The sequence below is a fragment of the Halobacillus andaensis genome (genome assembly GCF_014636475.1).
Taxonomy (GTDB): Bacteria; Bacillota; Bacilli; order Bacillales; family Halobacillaceae; genus Halobacillus_A; species Halobacillus_A andaensis.
The window spans coordinates 1187379-1201078 of sequence record NZ_BMEL01000001.1 but is presented as its reverse complement, the minus strand read 5'-3'; the positions used below and the strand labels follow the sequence as shown (position 1 = coordinate 1201078).

The 13700-nt window shown below is 38.8% G+C and carries 18 protein-coding genes, 1 tRNA gene and 2 pseudogenes; 12 read left to right on the top strand and 9 right to left on the bottom strand.

Annotated elements, in window-relative coordinates:
* Positions 1-125: 125 nt before the first annotated feature.
* From mgtE to IEV27_RS06250, 3 genes are all read left to right on the top strand, one after another.
* Positions 126-1490 (top strand): magnesium transporter, encoded by a 1365-nt coding sequence (gene mgtE, locus IEV27_RS06260; protein ID WP_188376571.1) that lies wholly within the window; start codon positions 126-128, stop codon positions 1488-1490.
* 94 nt (positions 1491-1584) lie between these two features.
* Positions 1585-2364 (top strand): enoyl-ACP reductase FabI, encoded by a 780-nt coding sequence (fabI, locus tag IEV27_RS06255; RefSeq protein ID WP_188376570.1) that lies wholly within the window; start codon positions 1585-1587, stop codon positions 2362-2364.
* Positions 2365-2635: 271 nt separating this feature from the next.
* Entirely contained in the window at positions 2636-3130 is a 495-nt protein-coding gene (locus IEV27_RS06250; RefSeq protein WP_188376569.1) for a CotO family spore coat protein, read from the top strand.
* A 40-nt stretch (positions 3131-3170) separates the two neighbouring features.
* Here the strand turns inward: IEV27_RS06250 and IEV27_RS06245 are convergent, their stop codons facing one another.
* The gene (locus tag IEV27_RS06245) at positions 3171-3623 is read right to left on the bottom strand and encodes a CotY/CotZ family spore coat protein (RefSeq protein WP_188376568.1); all 453 of its coding nucleotides are present in this window, start codon (positions 3621-3623) and stop codon (positions 3171-3173) included.
* Positions 3624-3815: 192 nt separating this feature from the next.
* Between IEV27_RS06245 and IEV27_RS06240 the strand changes: the two genes are divergently transcribed.
* Genes IEV27_RS06240 through IEV27_RS06225 form a run of 4 tightly spaced genes read left to right on the top strand, consistent with a single transcriptional unit; the run spans position 3816 to position 5746 of the window.
* A complete protein-coding gene (locus tag IEV27_RS06240) occupies positions 3816-4112 on the top strand; it encodes a hypothetical protein (protein WP_188376567.1) in 297 nt (98 codons plus the stop codon).
* A gap of 60 nt (positions 4113-4172) precedes the next feature.
* The gene (locus IEV27_RS06235) at positions 4173-4490 is read left to right on the top strand and encodes a DUF1360 domain-containing protein (protein ID WP_188376566.1); all 318 of its coding nucleotides are present in this window, start codon (positions 4173-4175) and stop codon (positions 4488-4490) included.
* Positions 4491-4534: 44 nt separating this feature from the next.
* Positions 4535-4831 carry a hypothetical protein gene (locus IEV27_RS06230; protein WP_188376565.1) on the top strand — a complete coding sequence of 99 codons (297 nt, stop codon included), beginning with the start codon at positions 4535-4537 and terminating at the stop codon, positions 4829-4831.
* Between the two features lie 18 nt (positions 4832-4849).
* Positions 4850-5746: an MBL fold metallo-hydrolase gene (locus IEV27_RS06225; RefSeq protein WP_188376564.1), complete on the top strand. Its 897-nt coding sequence runs from the start codon at positions 4850-4852 to the stop codon at positions 5744-5746.
* Here IEV27_RS06225 and IEV27_RS06220 read toward each other — a convergent pair.
* The 4 genes from IEV27_RS06220 to IEV27_RS06205 all read right to left on the bottom strand — a co-directional run bounded on the left by IEV27_RS06220 (position 5725) and on the right by IEV27_RS06205 (position 8204).
* A complete protein-coding gene (locus IEV27_RS06220; protein ID WP_188376563.1) occupies positions 5725-6414 on the bottom strand; it encodes a DUF421 domain-containing protein in 690 nt (229 codons plus the stop codon). The two genes, IEV27_RS06225 and IEV27_RS06220, sit on opposite strands and share 22 nt — an antisense overlap.
* 97 nt (positions 6415-6511) lie before the next feature.
* Positions 6512-6940, bottom strand: a complete 429-nt coding sequence (locus tag IEV27_RS06215; protein ID WP_229734855.1) for a GNAT family N-acetyltransferase — start codon at positions 6938-6940, stop codon at positions 6512-6514.
* Positions 6941-6944: 4 nt separating this feature from the next.
* Positions 6945-7457, bottom strand: coding sequence for a YjcG family protein (locus tag IEV27_RS06210; protein WP_188376561.1), 513 nt, complete (start codon positions 7455-7457; stop codon positions 6945-6947).
* A gap of 15 nt (positions 7458-7472) precedes the next feature.
* Entirely contained in the window at positions 7473-8204 is a 732-nt protein-coding gene (locus IEV27_RS06205) for an alpha/beta hydrolase (RefSeq protein ID WP_188376560.1), read from the bottom strand.
* Positions 8205-8456: 252 nt separating this feature from the next.
* Between IEV27_RS06205 and IEV27_RS06200 the strand changes: the two genes are divergently transcribed.
* Positions 8457-8529, top strand: a tRNA-Val gene (locus IEV27_RS06200).
* A 60-nt stretch (positions 8530-8589) separates the two neighbouring features.
* Here the strand turns inward: IEV27_RS06200 and IEV27_RS06195 are convergent.
* Positions 8590-9327: a site-specific integrase gene (locus IEV27_RS06195; protein WP_268235637.1), complete on the bottom strand. Its 738-nt coding sequence runs from the start codon at positions 9325-9327 to the stop codon at positions 8590-8592.
* Between IEV27_RS06195 and IEV27_RS06185 the strand changes: the two are divergent.
* A pseudogene (locus IEV27_RS06185) lies at positions 9308-9694 on the top strand (YolD-like family protein). The gene IEV27_RS06195 and the pseudogene IEV27_RS06185 overlap by 20 nt on opposite strands.
* Positions 9695-9806: 112 nt before the next feature.
* Here the strand turns inward: IEV27_RS06185 and IEV27_RS06180 are convergent.
* Positions 9807-9989 (bottom strand): hypothetical protein, encoded by a 183-nt coding sequence (locus tag IEV27_RS06180; protein WP_188376557.1) that lies wholly within the window; start codon positions 9987-9989, stop codon positions 9807-9809.
* Between the two features lie 164 nt (positions 9990-10153).
* Here IEV27_RS06180 and IEV27_RS06175 point away from each other — a divergent pair, with 164 nt between their 5' ends.
* On the top strand, positions 10154-10408 hold the full coding sequence (locus IEV27_RS06175) for a hypothetical protein (protein ID WP_188376556.1): 255 nt from the start codon (positions 10154-10156) through the stop codon (positions 10406-10408).
* 190 nt (positions 10409-10598) lie between these two features.
* The gene (locus IEV27_RS06170; protein ID WP_188376555.1) at positions 10599-10994 is read left to right on the top strand and encodes a hypothetical protein; all 396 of its coding nucleotides are present in this window, start codon (positions 10599-10601) and stop codon (positions 10992-10994) included.
* Positions 10995-11199: 205 nt separating this feature from the next.
* Here IEV27_RS06170 and IEV27_RS19970 read toward each other — a convergent pair whose 3' ends face one another.
* Together IEV27_RS19970 and IEV27_RS06160 are read right to left on the bottom strand one after the other, a co-directional pair.
* Positions 11200-11400 (bottom strand): aspartyl-phosphate phosphatase Spo0E family protein, encoded by a 201-nt coding sequence (locus IEV27_RS19970; protein WP_268235636.1) that lies wholly within the window; start codon positions 11398-11400, stop codon positions 11200-11202.
* Positions 11401-11829: 429 nt separating this feature from the next.
* Positions 11830-12311: pseudogene (locus tag IEV27_RS06160) on the bottom strand (spore coat protein).
* Between the two features lie 156 nt (positions 12312-12467).
* Here IEV27_RS06160 and IEV27_RS06155 point away from each other — a divergent pair.
* Positions 12468-12947 (top strand): hypothetical protein, encoded by a 480-nt coding sequence (locus tag IEV27_RS06155; protein ID WP_188376554.1) that lies wholly within the window; start codon positions 12468-12470, stop codon positions 12945-12947.
* Positions 12948-13700: the final 753 nt, after the last annotated feature.

Genomic DNA, 13700 nt, shown 5'->3' with positions numbered 1-13700 from the left:
TTACATTTGAGCAATTTGATCAGTTGCCTTTATAATTATAAGTGTACATCAATACGTCAATTTTTATTAGCAAGACAACCAGTGGTGAACATTTACTAAAAGAATAAGAGTGGGGAGGGATAAGTATGGAGCATTTAGAGGATCATGAACGGATGGACGTCTGGAAAACGATTGAAGACGCTCTTTTTAATGATCAGATTGATCAGTTCCGTGCCGAATTTCTTGATTTGCATCCTTACGATCAGGCGAAAATATTTGAAGAGGTAGAAGATGACGTCCGATTGCAAATCTATACTTATTTGTCTCCTGAAGAAGTTGCAGACGTGATGGAACACATTGACTACGATGAAATTGAGCCGTTTTTTACAGAAATGGACCCTAGGTTTGCGGCTCAAGTGTTTGCTGAAATGTCTACAGATGATGCGGTTGATATTTTAAATGAGTTGGATAAGAATAAGGTTGCCAGCTTTCTAACCATTATGGACGATGATTCGGCTGAAGAGATTAAAGACCTGCTTCACTATGAAGAGAAAACAGCCGGATCGATCATGACGACAGAGTTTGTTGTTGTCAAAGCAGGGATGACGATCCGTGAAGCGATGCTTCATTTAAGAAAAGAAGCTCCTGATGCAGAGACGATTTACTACACGTATGTGATTGATGAAGATAAACGTCTGGTAGGCGTTATATCTTTACGTGACTTAATTATTTCAGAAGAAGACTGGGTGATCTCAGATGTTATGAGTGAGCGTGTCGTCTCTGTGTCCGTAGGGGAGGACCAAGAGGAAATTGCACGGATGATGCGAGATTACGACTTTCTTGCTTTACCGGTCGTTGATTTCCAAAATCATCTACTAGGGATCATTACCGTTGATGACATTATGGATGTTATGGAAGAAGAGGCGAGTGATGATTACTCTAAATTAGCAGCCATTTCTGATGTGGATGGTCCTGATGATCGCGCATTTACTTCGGCTAAAAAACGACTTCCTTGGCTTGTCATTCTCTTGTTCCTTGGAAGCTTGACCGCAAGTCTTATTGGCAGATTTGAAGAAACACTGGACCAAGTGGCGATTTTAGCTATCTTTATTCCTTTAATTGCCGGAATGGCAGGAAACACCGGTACTCAGGCCTTAGCCGTTGCTGTTCGTGGAATTGCGACTGGTGAGACTTACAAGCAAGGAAAGTCGAAGATCGTTTTTAGGGAAGCGGGAACCGGTTTAATAACAGGGATTTCTTGTGGAATTCTTATCTTCTTAATCGTATTTATTTGGCAAAATAATCTTTACTTAGGATTACTTGTAGGTTTGTCGATTATGATCACCTTAATTGTGGCTACACTGGCAGGTGCCCTTGTTCCACTGGTTATGCACCGGTTCAATATTGATCCTGCTGTAGCATCCGGTCCTTTTATAACGACGATTAATGACTTAATATCGATTCTGATCTATTTCGGGCTGGCGACAGCGTTTATGAGTTTACTCCTATAGTGTTTGTGTTTTTGTGAGTGATATAATAAAATAGGAGCAGGTACTAATAACAAATCATAATACTAATGAAATCACCTCGAGGAGGATTTTTGAAATGAGTAATTTTTCACTAGAAGGTCGTACGTACGTCGTTATGGGCGTAGCGAACAAACGAAGCATTGCATGGGGAATTGCCCAATCTCTAAACAAAGCGGGTGCGCGTTTAATTTTCACATACGCTGCTGAACGCTTTGAAAAATCTGTCCGTGACTTGGCAGCTACGCTGGAAGGCCCTGAATCTCTATTCTACGAATGTGATGTAACGAATGACGAAGCGATTATTCAAACATTCGAAAACATTCAAAAAGACGTAGGCGTTGTACACGGTCTGGCTCACTGTATCGCATTTGCCAATCGTGATGAGCTAAAAGGCGAATATTTAAACACAAGCCGTGATGGTTTCCTAACGGCTCACAACATCAGTTCTTATTCCCTAACAGCTGTAGCAAGAGCGGTTCAGCCGATTATGTCCGAAGGCGGCGGAATTGTGACTCTTACTTATCTTGGCGGGGAAAAAGTAGTGGAAAACTATAACGTGATGGGTGTAGCTAAAGCAAGCCTCGACGCTAGTGTTCGTTACTTAGCTAACGACTTAGGCAAGCATGCGATCCGCGTAAACGCGATCTCTGCAGGACCACTTCGTACACTTTCTGCTAAAGGTGTCGGCGACTTTAACAAAATCCACCAGGTGATCGAAGAACGTGCACCACTTCGCCGCCCAATTACTCAAGAAGAGGTAGGCGACACAGCATACTTCTTAATGAGCGACTTGTCACGTGGCGTAACAGGAGAAATTATCCACGTGGACTCTGGCTTCAGCACAGTTGCCTATTAATTCATAGTAAAAAACGTCCTGACATTGAAGTCGGGGCGTTTTTTTGCGCTTTTAGGCTAGTATTCGTCCGCCATTTTGTTCGTTTGGCTGGTAAATAGTTTATTTTTGTATGCAAAATGAGAAATTCGTCTGCATCTGTGCTATTTTGTCTATAAATGCTATCAACTCACCACTGCTTTGCTAAAAATTTACTTCGTCTCTCGTCCATTAAAATTGGGTACATGAAAACTTTTCGCCGCATATACATAGAATGATGAATAGAAAAGGAGAGATGAACGTGGCGAATAAAAAGCAAAAGGCAAAACCACCGATTCTTTATATTACCCAGCCTAACCTGCCACCCGCCGAAGTTTCCATGCAAACAAGTTTTCGTAGTCAATCCACCGCTAAAAAACCATCCTTAATTGAAAGTGAATTACGAATGCGTAATCAGTCCTTGATCAACGGTGAGGGAGAAACGACAACGGAAGAAGCGCCACCAAGTGAGCCTGCGGCTGAAACCGAAGCCGATTCATCTTTTGGCTCACGGAAAGATCGGCGCCAGCGCTTTCGGGACATGTCGCTAGAAGAGAAGGTGAACTACTTTATTCAACTGCCAAGTCAGCTTCCAAAGATGAAGTGTGAAGTAACCACAGCGGATGATACATGGAAAGGCTATATTCAGAGGTACGAAGATGGAATTGTTCATATGAAAATTTTTCAGAAGCCTTTTCAAAAAGAAGTCCCGTTTGAAGAGATCCAATCGATTCGGTTACTTGGGTTTTAAACGCAAAAAACCGCGCCCGTTGCGCGGTTTTTTCATGTGCTTAGGATAATGCTGTAATTGCTGGTAAGCAAGTCACATGGCAGAAGCAGTCTAAGTCGACGGAAATGCAAATGCCAGTAGCTTTTAGGTTGCCTGTTTTTTGCTCAACTGGAGAATTTGGATCTTCGTTCTTGTCTTCTGGATCACGAAGAAGTTCAAGTGTTGCACAGCAGTCCTTATCAACGTCTTTCACACGGAAATAGAAGCTTCCTTTAATGTCTTTGATGGAATCACGACGAGCACCAAATCCCTTAAAAGGTTTGCAATTCCCTTTGCAATAAAGCAATACAGGAACCGTGTCACGACCTGAACCTCCTGTGTCACCAAGCAAATCCCCAATCGACTGCTCACAGCTGGTGTTGCAATCGGATAGTACATCATTTTGTGCTGCAACGATTTCACTTAAAATGTCACAAACACAATTACCTGAATCATGATGTTTGCCACAGCTCATTTTCGTTTGCCCCTCTCGATACGTATTGACGTAATGTCTTTAATAGAATATGTCGGACCTAGATTCGGGTGTGGGCATTTGTCTCTTTTATGCAAAATCGTAGGCGAATGATTGTGGCCTGGGCCATTGACTATACCAATTAGGGAAAGAAACCATACAGTATCAATGACTATTAATAAGGAGATGAAACGAATGTCTGAAAAGAAGCGGGAAAAGAAAGTGATTTACGTAAAAGATTTAGTAATCAAAGCCGACAACGTTTTTATTGATTCAGATGATAAACACCGCAGACACGATAGAGATGATCGTAGGGATGATCGTAGGGATGAGCGCAGGGACCATCACAAAGACGATCGTAAAGATCGCAAACATCGTGATCCGTTTTTTGGCGGTTGGTTTGATGATGAATCAAGCAGCTCTGACCGTCATAATAAAAAACGTAAGCACGACGATGAATCAAGTTCTCACGGTGGATTTTCTTGGATCTAATCACCCCGGTCACTACCTCGTAGTGGCCGTTTTCTTTTAAAAAGAAAGGAGTATGAATGAATGGTAACAGGGTTGGAGTTATTTTTAATCATTTTTGCTACGTTTCGTGTCACAAAACTTATTGTCCAAGATGTTATTTTTGAGCCGTTGCGTGCACCTTTTTTTACAATCGTTCAAGAAGGCACAGAAGAGTGGCTGGAACCTAAAGGAGTCATTGGAGAATTAGTAAGCTGTCAATGGTGTGTAGGAGTTTGGGCATCGCTATTTGTCATATTTCTTCATCTATATGTACCTTACAGCGAACTGTTCATTCTTATCCTGGCTGTCGCAGGAATTCAATCAATTATCTATGAATGGAGTCGGAGAAACGGGGAATAATGGAGTGAGAAAAAGGGTAAGCATAAGGATAAGGAGGAGAGATCATGGGATATATTCTGCCAATCCAGCATTATCAATACCAGGATTATCAACAGAGAGTTACATCCGATGAACGGTCGCCGTTTGCGCTCGACCGTGTGTTTAAAGTAACACTGGATCACAAGCTGAAAGAATACTATACCCCTAGAGAACAAGATCGAAAGAACTCTCAATATCTCCATCACCAGCTTCACACACCTAAAACAGTTCATTATAATGAGAAGAAACGTGCAACGGATTTGGAAGAAAAAGTTTATTCTGAAGTCACAGGGAAAGGCCAGCGCTTCAGTGAAACCATTTAAAGAAATAGGAGAATATCGATGTCATTCCATCAAATCAATGATCACTGTTATTATTACGAAAGCGCAGTGAATATAGGTTACGTAACAGACGGCAGGACAGGTCTGCTTATTGACTCAGGGATCGATCGCTCATCTGTGAAAAAGGTAGAAAAGGAGCTTCGTAAAAGGGAGCTGCCTTTAACTCACCTTTTTATTAGTCATGCCCATGCTGACCATTATGGAGGGGCAGCTTATTTACAAGACAACTACGATCTATATACATTTGCTCCAGCATTTGAAGCTGCGATATTACAAAACCCATCACTAGAACCTCTGTATTTATTCGGCGGAAACGATCCTTTGCCTGAACTGCGTAATAAGTTTCTAGAAGGGCCAGCGATGAATGTGGACGAACTCGTTGAAGAAGGGGAGTTCACGATAGGTACGATACCTGTGAAAAGTATTTCAACGCCTGGTCACAGTTACAACCAGTTATCTTTAGTCATCAACGATACGCTATATGCAGCTGATGCTTACTTTAGTGTTGACCAATTAAAGAAGCATAAAATTCCTTACATCACAGATGCTCACGAGACAATAGAAAGTTTAAAAAAGCTGCTTGATGTCTCATGCTCAGGGGGACTCCCTGGCCATGGAACATATGAAAAAGACTTTAAGGCTACTGTTCAAGCGAATATCGACTATCATGAACGCCTGTTTGTCTGGTTAGAAGCGAATGTAAAAGAAGCCATTACTCACGAAACGATTGTGGCAAAAATGTGCTGTGAATTCGAGGTTCAAGCTCCCCAATTGTCTCAATGGTTATTATACCGGACGGCGGTGACCGCTTATTTAGTAGGTCTCATCAAACGAAAAAAAATCACCCACAAGGTAAGTGATTTTTGTTGGACGTTTTATCGAGTTGGCTGTTCATAACCCATAACAAAAAGCTGTTCGCCTGGCGTATACTCTGCAATAAAAACTTCCTGAATGCCACTGAAGTTTTGAGTATATAGCTCAGCTTCAAGCCAAGTCTTATCTAATCCCAGTTCCGTAAGATTGTCCCAAAGCACTTCACCGTCACTGATAAGCACACGAGGGAGAGCGACCTGCTGAGGGGGGAGATTCATATCTTCGCGAGTTATTGTTTCCACTTGAGATTTTCTCATAACAGAAATAGTGCCATCTGTTTCAAGTACAGCAAATTGAACCTCCTGCAATGAAAAAACATCTTTCGTCCGTAACAAATGCTGAAGCTGGTTTATATCTAACTTATTATTTTTCATTTGCTCACGATCAATCTGTCCTTGATTAATGATTATGGAAGGTCGGCCTTCTAAAAATTTTCGGCTACCTTTGAATTTTTCAGTCATCAACTCTGTGATATATAAAAGAATGGCCCAAAGAAAAACAGCAAAACCAACTTGAAGAACCCCCACTTCTTTATCATAAAGCGCATTACCAACTAATTCCCCTAGAATAACGGCTGAAATAAAGTCGAAAGCAGTGATTTGGGTGATTTGTGATTTGCCTAGCAATTTGGTTAAGGCAAATAAGGCGAAGAACCCAAAAATTAATTCGACCCCAATGCGCATATACTCCATAGTATCCCCCATCCCCGAATTATAGTCTGCTAGCATTGTGGACGAAAAAAGATGATTTTATACAAAAAACCTGCCAATCAAATTGGCAGGTTTGTATTTATAACACTTTGATCATAGTAACGTGCGGAATACCCGCATCCATGAATTCTTCAGATACAGTTTCATAGCCTAAGCTTTTATAAAAACCTTCGGCATGCGTTTGAGCATTCAACTTCGCCTTCTGATAGCCGCCGTCCCGTGTCACCATCTCCATATACTCAATGACTTGCTTGCCAAGCGACTGACCACGGTGAGATTTTGCTACACAAATGCGCTCAAACTTTCCATATTCTCCTACAAAGCGCAGACGAGCAGCCATTAAAGGTTCCCCGTCAATATAACCGACAATATGAGTCGCAGTCTCATCATACTCATCGTGTTCATCTTCAACTGACACGTTTTGCTCATTTATAAAAACTTCCTTACGCACAGTGAAAGCATCTTGTCTTTCCTGTTCATTTGTAACGGTGCGCAAATCTAAAGCCATCAGCTTATTCTCCAAAGCGGAACGTTTCATATACGCTCCATGCTCCATTCTCAAGCTGATAAAGCAGCTGGAAGCGATCGATTTTATCTTCAATATTAAACTTCAGCATGCTTAAAGTACCGTACACGTCGGAATATTCTTCATCAGAAAGTTTTTGAGCAATTGTAATATGAGGGACAAATGAATACTGTTTATTATCCGGTAAATGATCGCTATGCAACCGTTCATTAAGCGAAGCAATCTCGTCAGACGGTTCCACTTTTAAATAGATGGTATTGGTAACCGGTGTAAAAGAACTAACCTTTTGGATATGAATGTTAAAAGGCGTCGTCTCCTTAGCTACTCTCTTTAACTCAGGAATAATCTTGCTTTCAATTTGCTCTTCATCTGCCTCGAACGGCTCCTTCAGCGTGATGTGTGGTGGAATCAAGGCGTAGTGCGGGTCGTAACGCTTCCGATAAGAATTCGCTTCGTCTTGAATTTTTTTTGATGGAAATGCTGCAATTCCGTATTTCATTTGCTGATACCCTCCTTAATCTTCTTTCGCAAACATCGTTTTTAACGCGCGGGGAAAATCCTTTTGCCAGGATCCCCACGTATGATCCCCATCCAATTCGAAGAATACATAGGAAAGGGGCTGCTTATCTAAGTATTGACGCAACTCAAGATTAGGCTCTAAAAAGTTCTTTCGAGCCTCATCTGTCGTTTTTACATCCGTTTCTTGATTTCCAATCGTATGGTAAATGGTTAAAGATGATAAATCATCGATCGATTGAATGTACTCAAGAACGTGTTCATCAACATAAGGACTCTGCATGATGACATTGCCAAAAATATTCGGGAATTTAGCCGCTGTCATTAATGCCAACGTCCCAGCAAGTGAATCGCCAACAAGCGTTCGACCTCTTCCCATACTAAACCCAGGAAATTCCTCATCTAATAAAGGAACAACCTCACGGACAAGGAAATTCACATAATCCCCTTGTTTCTTACCATCAGGGTGATATTTATCCTGACGATCATACTTATCATTATAATGAATACCAATAAAGATGGTATTTTCAATTTCGCGATCCGAATGAAGCTTATCACTCAGCGTCGCTGCACGCCCCATTTGGAAGTAATCATCACCATCTTGCATAATACAGAAATGATACTTATAAAGAGGAGAATAATTCTCTGGTGTATACACCTTGATTGTCATATCCTCATCTAAATACTGACTAGAAATTGTGAAAGTTTGAAACTTACCTTTACGTCCCACAAAGCGCCTCCTAACAACAACGATTACTATAAAAATTCCCGCATCGCAGGCTTCATAAACGTACCACCCTTATTTTATCACATTATTCAGGAAAAAGTAGAAGAGATGCGAGTCCCCTTATTATTCCATTTTATTCGACAAAATACGCTAAAAACTAAAAATTTTAGTAGGAATCGTTGACAATAATTAAATCTCATTGTATATTATTATTTGTTCGTAACAAATTTTACGAATGATTTACGTTACATATATGATTCCGTAGCTCAGCTGGGAGAGCGCCACCTTGACAGGGTGGAGGTCGTTGGTTCGAGCCCAATCGGAATCATCCATACAAAGTGCCGGAATGGCGTGGTTTCCTAGCAGAGGGGAGGCCGCGTCATTTCTTTTATTTTTGGCACTTGTTGCCGATTTTTTTAATTAGGCATTTTTTTCGCTTTGTAAAGATTCCATCAAGTTTGCTTGCTTCTTCTTGATCAGCTGCTTCTAATACATGGCCATAAGTATCCATCGTAATTCGAATATCCGCATGTCCTAACCGTTCAGAAATCACTTTTGCATGTACTCCTTGATTGATTAACATGGTGGCTGAAGTATGGCGAAGATCGTGCAAACGAATGTAGCGTATGTTTTTTCTTTTCGTAAATCTCCGCCACCAGGTAGTTGGAGTAGTAGGGTCGAAGTGGGTACCATCCTCATTACAAAATAGCCATTCATGGTGATCCTCCTGCCATATCTCTCCGGCTTTCATTTTAAGTCTTCTATTTTCCATATATAATTTTTTCAGAAGGACCATTACGGAATTGGGTAGCGTCACAATTTTAGTGGAATTGAAGGTCTTCGGATCCTTTAAAACAGGTCTTCCTTTTTCACCTCTAACAATAGCTGGATCAATCGTTATTTGATTCTTGTCCCAATTAATAAGGTCTGCTTCTAGGGCAAGGTTTTCTCCACGTCTAAAACTACAAGCAAGGATAAGGGAAATGAATACCTGCCATCTTAGTGATTCATTATTCATCTCCTTAAATGTACCTTCTAACTCATTCTCATCATAAACGCGAGCCTTTACCTTAAGTTGAGCGTGGAAAAAAGAAGCTAATTTCCATATGGTAGGAGAAACAGCCATGCCAGCTGTTCTTACCGAAAATGGGTTCATGGAGAATACTTCAGATCGCGGTAAAATCAAGTGGACTTCCCTCATGCTGCCTGAACATGTTGAAATGGTGAAAGAAACTTATAAGGAACAAAATAAAGTAGAGAAACCTTTACTAGATTAACAACAAATGCAGGATCGCGCATTTGTTCATGATATAGCAATGAAAAATAACCTTACTATCGAAATAAAATACCATAATGGCCACGCATATAGCTATTCACAGGTAAAAGTAATCGGGATGAATGAAGGTACTAAGAAAGTTAATTTAGTGGCTGAGAATGAGAAAGATGAACTAGCAATATGTTTTTATGACATTTTTGAAGTAACCATTTTGTAAAGCTAAGTTATCTTTTTAAATAACCGTAAGATTAATACGAGAATTTTTGCGAAAAAACCTTGGTCCATAATTAGAGAATGAAAATCCTCTTCAGATTGAGGAGGATTTTAAATTATTTCCCTTCCATATCTGGAAGAGCTTTTTGCATGTTTTGAGCAGGTTGACTCTGCCTTGCTCTTTGAGCTAGTTGTTGGATCCCGCCGTTACGGTTCATTCTGGAAATTCCATACATAGCTGCGGCACCGATAGCCCCGGCAGTTCCAAGGGCAAACCAAGAGTTTTTCCGATTTTGCATGAGGAGTATCCACCTTTCTTTTTGACTTTTTAACATCATATAGTCTAAGTAATTTTTAGTTTTTTAACTCCTTATTCACTCCAAGAAAATTTAATGAATTTTAGGATAATCTTTTCAAGCCTGTAAAAAATAAAAGAACAAAATTAAAAAGGAGGTGGAAATACATGAAACTAGGTACATTATTTCTATCCGTAATGATCTTCCTATCTATCCTGCTTACGGGATGCGGAACTAATAATCAAGAACAACCTGAAAATCAAAATATGCAACAAACTCGGTATGAGCAGCAAAATCAACAAGATCAACGCGACCAAATGGGACCTAATATTAATGATGAAGAGCAAATGATTGATTATGATGAACAAGAACCTGATGTAGGAGAAGAACCCTCTGAGGAAAGAAGAAATAAACAACGTTAAGCGTCAGTGTTAATTTCAATAAAGAACTTAATTTTAATGTTTTATTATTATAGTGCACCTCGCAAAGCTACCACTCTGCTAAAGCCCCCTCCTAATGGATGGGGCTTTTTGTATAATCTCTTTTCTCATATAGAACTGTAATTTTCTCCTTTTAGATGAATATTTATGTATTTGAAAGGAGTGAGTTAAAATGAATGCAGGTAACTATGATGACTACAATGAATATGAAGAAACAAGAAACTTACATGATAAATGTAAAAAATACATGCATTATCATGTAACTTTAACGATGAGAGACGGTAGTTCTTTTGATGGTATTATCGATGATGTGGGCAGGGATAGATTTAATGTATTAGTCGGTGAAGATGCGATGGAACCAGAGATTGAGAATGAAGGGGATACTCGTCAATTTTATGGTGGATATGGGCAACCTAGAAGAAGATTCCGGCGCTTCAGACGTCGCGACTTCCCCCTGGCCTCTTTAGCAGCATTAGCGCTATTACCTTATGTTTCTCCATATCCGTATCCATATCCATATCCATATCCATACTATCCTCAACCATATTATCCTTATCCATATTACTAAAGAAATTAGAAGCCCCTTCATGGAGGGGCTTTAAAATTATCTTAAACTCAGTAAAAGAAAAAGACCCAATACTCTTAATAAGAGTATTGGGCTAACATACAAAAATAACCCATCACGAAAGACTAAAGTAGGTTGCTGGAGACCTTTAACATCTTCGTGTTATTTTGAGAAGTAAAAATTACAGATTAATAACCTTGAATGGTTATTATTTAGGTTTTTTCTCATTTCTCATTGATCGTTCCAACTCATTTAAAAGCTTATCCAGCGATTGGGAAATAGCAAGTAATTGCGGGTCATTAGGGTTATTTTCATACGTTTTATACATTTTCGTTCTGAGCACTTCTATTTTTTCTTGTAATTCTTTGATACTCGACAGTTCTATACTTCCTCTCCACTTAAATTGCATCTGTAAGAGATATAAAGGAGAGAAGTTCACTGATTAAAACACATAGTTTTCCTCTAGCTAGTAAATTGGTTTGCTTCCCTTAATGCTTCATATTCAGTACTAAACCCGGTCCACCATTGAAATAGTTAAAAACAAACAGATACTTTTCTTATACCACTATAAGGTTAAATGCTGAATAATCTTATAAAAAGGAAACTTTAATAACCAGAAGATATTTCATTTTAGTTTCAGCCCTACTCTATTCCGCAATGCTATTTCCATTATGGTAGTACCCTACAAACTTAACAGCGAACCCTTTTTGTAATGAAAACGTAACCTTTAGTTATTTCATCCTCAATTAAAACTGTGGCATCATTAGCATTTTATAAAATGCTTAAATTGAGGCACGATTTTTCTTTTTCTAGAGTACAGATTAGTAAGAGAACTCAATCAATACCTTTTAGATATGAATTTGTTAGCGAGGCTAACGTCATTCTTAAGCAGTTCCTTTAAGTCATATGACGGATAATAGCCATGATTATACATAAAAGTTAAACAGCAGCGTGCGTATCAATTACGTTACTCAAATGTTTTTTTAACACATTCCGAAGAGCAGGAGTTGCAGTTTCCGTTATAGCAATGGCATAGTTTCTAACTCCTGTTTTAAATAAAGCCAATAGATCACCAGCATAAAATGGTAATTCATTACGATAGTGATCCTCCATTGGTACAGGTGCCATGGGGTAAAACGCCAATAACTCTTGAAGATTTTTTGTTAAACCAGTGGTCGCTTGTTGGTAAAGATTTCTGAGTGTGGGATCATTTTTATCCTTGCAAGCTTTTTTTAGTTTCATTATTCCTATCGATTGAAAGGCTACTAATTTATGTATTTCCATTGTTTCATGCCAAGCAAGATGTGAATGCTGGTCCATTTAAAAATTCCCCCTTAAAATTTCGCATTCGATATTATATACATAAAAAAGTAAAATGAAATTTGTCTTAAGAAAGTGAGTACAGAATTATTAAAGTAGAATAAATACCTCCTATCTTGGTAGACTAAATGAAAGAAGTAAAAGGAGCTCTTAGATATGTGGATCAATATACTAATTGGTCTAGTTCTTCCTGGTGCAATAATAGGTTACTTATTCAAAAAAAATCCAGTAGTAATAACATTGATGTATCCTGTAGGGGTAACCTTTGCAGTTATATTCAATTTTGGGGGTTTTGGACTTTTTTGGGATGTTTCTCCGACTTATGAACATAACCCATCCTTGTCAGCACTTCCTTTTATAATCGGTTACTTTCCGTTATGGTCTTGTTTGTTTGGATTTATAAAAATAAAGGAAATAGTCAACCCTTTTTTGCTTACTTTATTATTCACTATTATTACCACAATTCTGGAACTTTGGGCTGTTTGGCTGGGGAAAATCCTTTATTTAAATGGTTGGAACTTTTTCTGGACATTTGTTATTTATTTAGCAGGATTTATTGGAGTAATCTTCTATATAAAATTACTTAAGAAGTATAAAATTTTAAGGCAAGATTTTGTTGATCATAATTGTATATAGTGGACAGAAGTGGACCATTTGTGGACCAAATTCAACAAATCTGATAAAGAAAGGTTCTATTCATTACTATTGAGCTTTCATAAAAGTTGATATAAAAGTATTTATTACAAGACTTTTGGAAATGATCATACAGGGGCATTCACTTTGACAGGGTGGAGGTCGTTGGTTCGAGCCCAATCGGAATCATCCATACAAAGTGCAGAAATGGCGTGGTTTCCTAGCAGAGGGGAGGACGCGTCATTTCTTTTTTTATTTTAACACTTTCCATTTATTTTGTTTGCTGGCTCTTGATCAGCAGCATTAGAACATACCCATTTTTAACGAACCGCAGCTTTTTTGGAAATATCCACCGCAAAATAGAAGGTGTAGTGGAATAAAAGTATTTATCATTCTCATGACAAAGTAATTTCATATTTTCCCTTAAAGTATTTAATTTTTGGGGGTAAATGATTAAACTAACTTAAATTGCCTATTCATACGGATCTAAGAGGAAAAGTATGCCATCAGGTAAATAGGTTGGACTACATCAATACGTTTTATTTTTAGATAATAAGCCTGTGTTAGTCTGTCACGCTAGTGTGCTACCATTTTAACGATGATGATTTTTCGCCCTCCTTATATGGGGGGCGTTTTCTATTTTCTTGAAATAGGGTTGCTTTTATTATCAATTAGAGGTTGAACTTTCACGGAGATTAATAGAGTTAAAGTTTAGGAATCGCTTGTGTAGTCCATCAAAAATTATGAACAGGATGT

Excerpts from the sequence above, each read along its gene's own strand:
- mgtE (WP_188376571.1), top strand. The coding sequence starts at position 126 with ATGGAGCATTTAGAGGATCATGAACGGATGGACGTCTGGAAAACGATT.
- fabI (WP_188376570.1), top strand. The coding sequence starts at position 1,585 with ATGAGTAATTTTTCACTAGAAGGTCGTACGTACGTCGTTATGGGCGTA.
- IEV27_RS06250 (WP_188376569.1), top strand. The coding sequence starts at position 2,636 with ATGAACGTGGCGAATAAAAAGCAAAAGGCAAAACCACCGATTCTTTAT.
- IEV27_RS06245 (WP_188376568.1), bottom strand. The coding sequence starts at position 3,623 with ATGAGCTGTGGCAAACATCATGATTCAGGTAATTGTGTTTGTGACATT.
- IEV27_RS06240 (WP_188376567.1), top strand. The coding sequence starts at position 3,816 with ATGTCTGAAAAGAAGCGGGAAAAGAAAGTGATTTACGTAAAAGATTTA.
- IEV27_RS06235 (WP_188376566.1), top strand. The coding sequence starts at position 4,173 with ATGGTAACAGGGTTGGAGTTATTTTTAATCATTTTTGCTACGTTTCGT.
- IEV27_RS06230 (WP_188376565.1), top strand. The coding sequence starts at position 4,535 with ATGGGATATATTCTGCCAATCCAGCATTATCAATACCAGGATTATCAA.
- IEV27_RS06225 (WP_188376564.1), top strand. The coding sequence starts at position 4,850 with ATGTCATTCCATCAAATCAATGATCACTGTTATTATTACGAAAGCGCA.
- IEV27_RS06220 (WP_188376563.1), bottom strand. The coding sequence starts at position 6,414 with ATGGAGTATATGCGCATTGGGGTCGAATTAATTTTTGGGTTCTTCGCC.
- IEV27_RS06215 (WP_229734855.1), bottom strand. The coding sequence starts at position 6,940 with ATGGCTTTAGATTTGCGCACCGTTACAAATGAACAGGAAAGACAAGAT.
- IEV27_RS06210 (WP_188376561.1), bottom strand. The coding sequence starts at position 7,457 with ATGAAATACGGAATTGCAGCATTTCCATCAAAAAAAATTCAAGACGAA.
- IEV27_RS06195 (WP_268235637.1), bottom strand. The coding sequence starts at position 9,327 with ATGGCTGTTTCTCCTACCATATGGAAATTAGCTTCTTTTTTCCACGCT.
- IEV27_RS06180 (WP_188376557.1), bottom strand. The coding sequence starts at position 9,989 with ATGCAAAATCGGAAAAACTCTTGGTTTGCCCTTGGAACTGCCGGGGCT.
- IEV27_RS06175 (WP_188376556.1), top strand. The coding sequence starts at position 10,154 with ATGAAACTAGGTACATTATTTCTATCCGTAATGATCTTCCTATCTATC.
- IEV27_RS06170 (WP_188376555.1), top strand. The coding sequence starts at position 10,599 with ATGAATGCAGGTAACTATGATGACTACAATGAATATGAAGAAACAAGA.
- IEV27_RS19970 (WP_268235636.1), bottom strand. The coding sequence starts at position 11,400 with ATGCAATTTAAGTGGAGAGGAAGTATAGAACTGTCGAGTATCAAAGAA.
- IEV27_RS06155 (WP_188376554.1), top strand. The coding sequence starts at position 12,468 with ATGTGGATCAATATACTAATTGGTCTAGTTCTTCCTGGTGCAATAATA.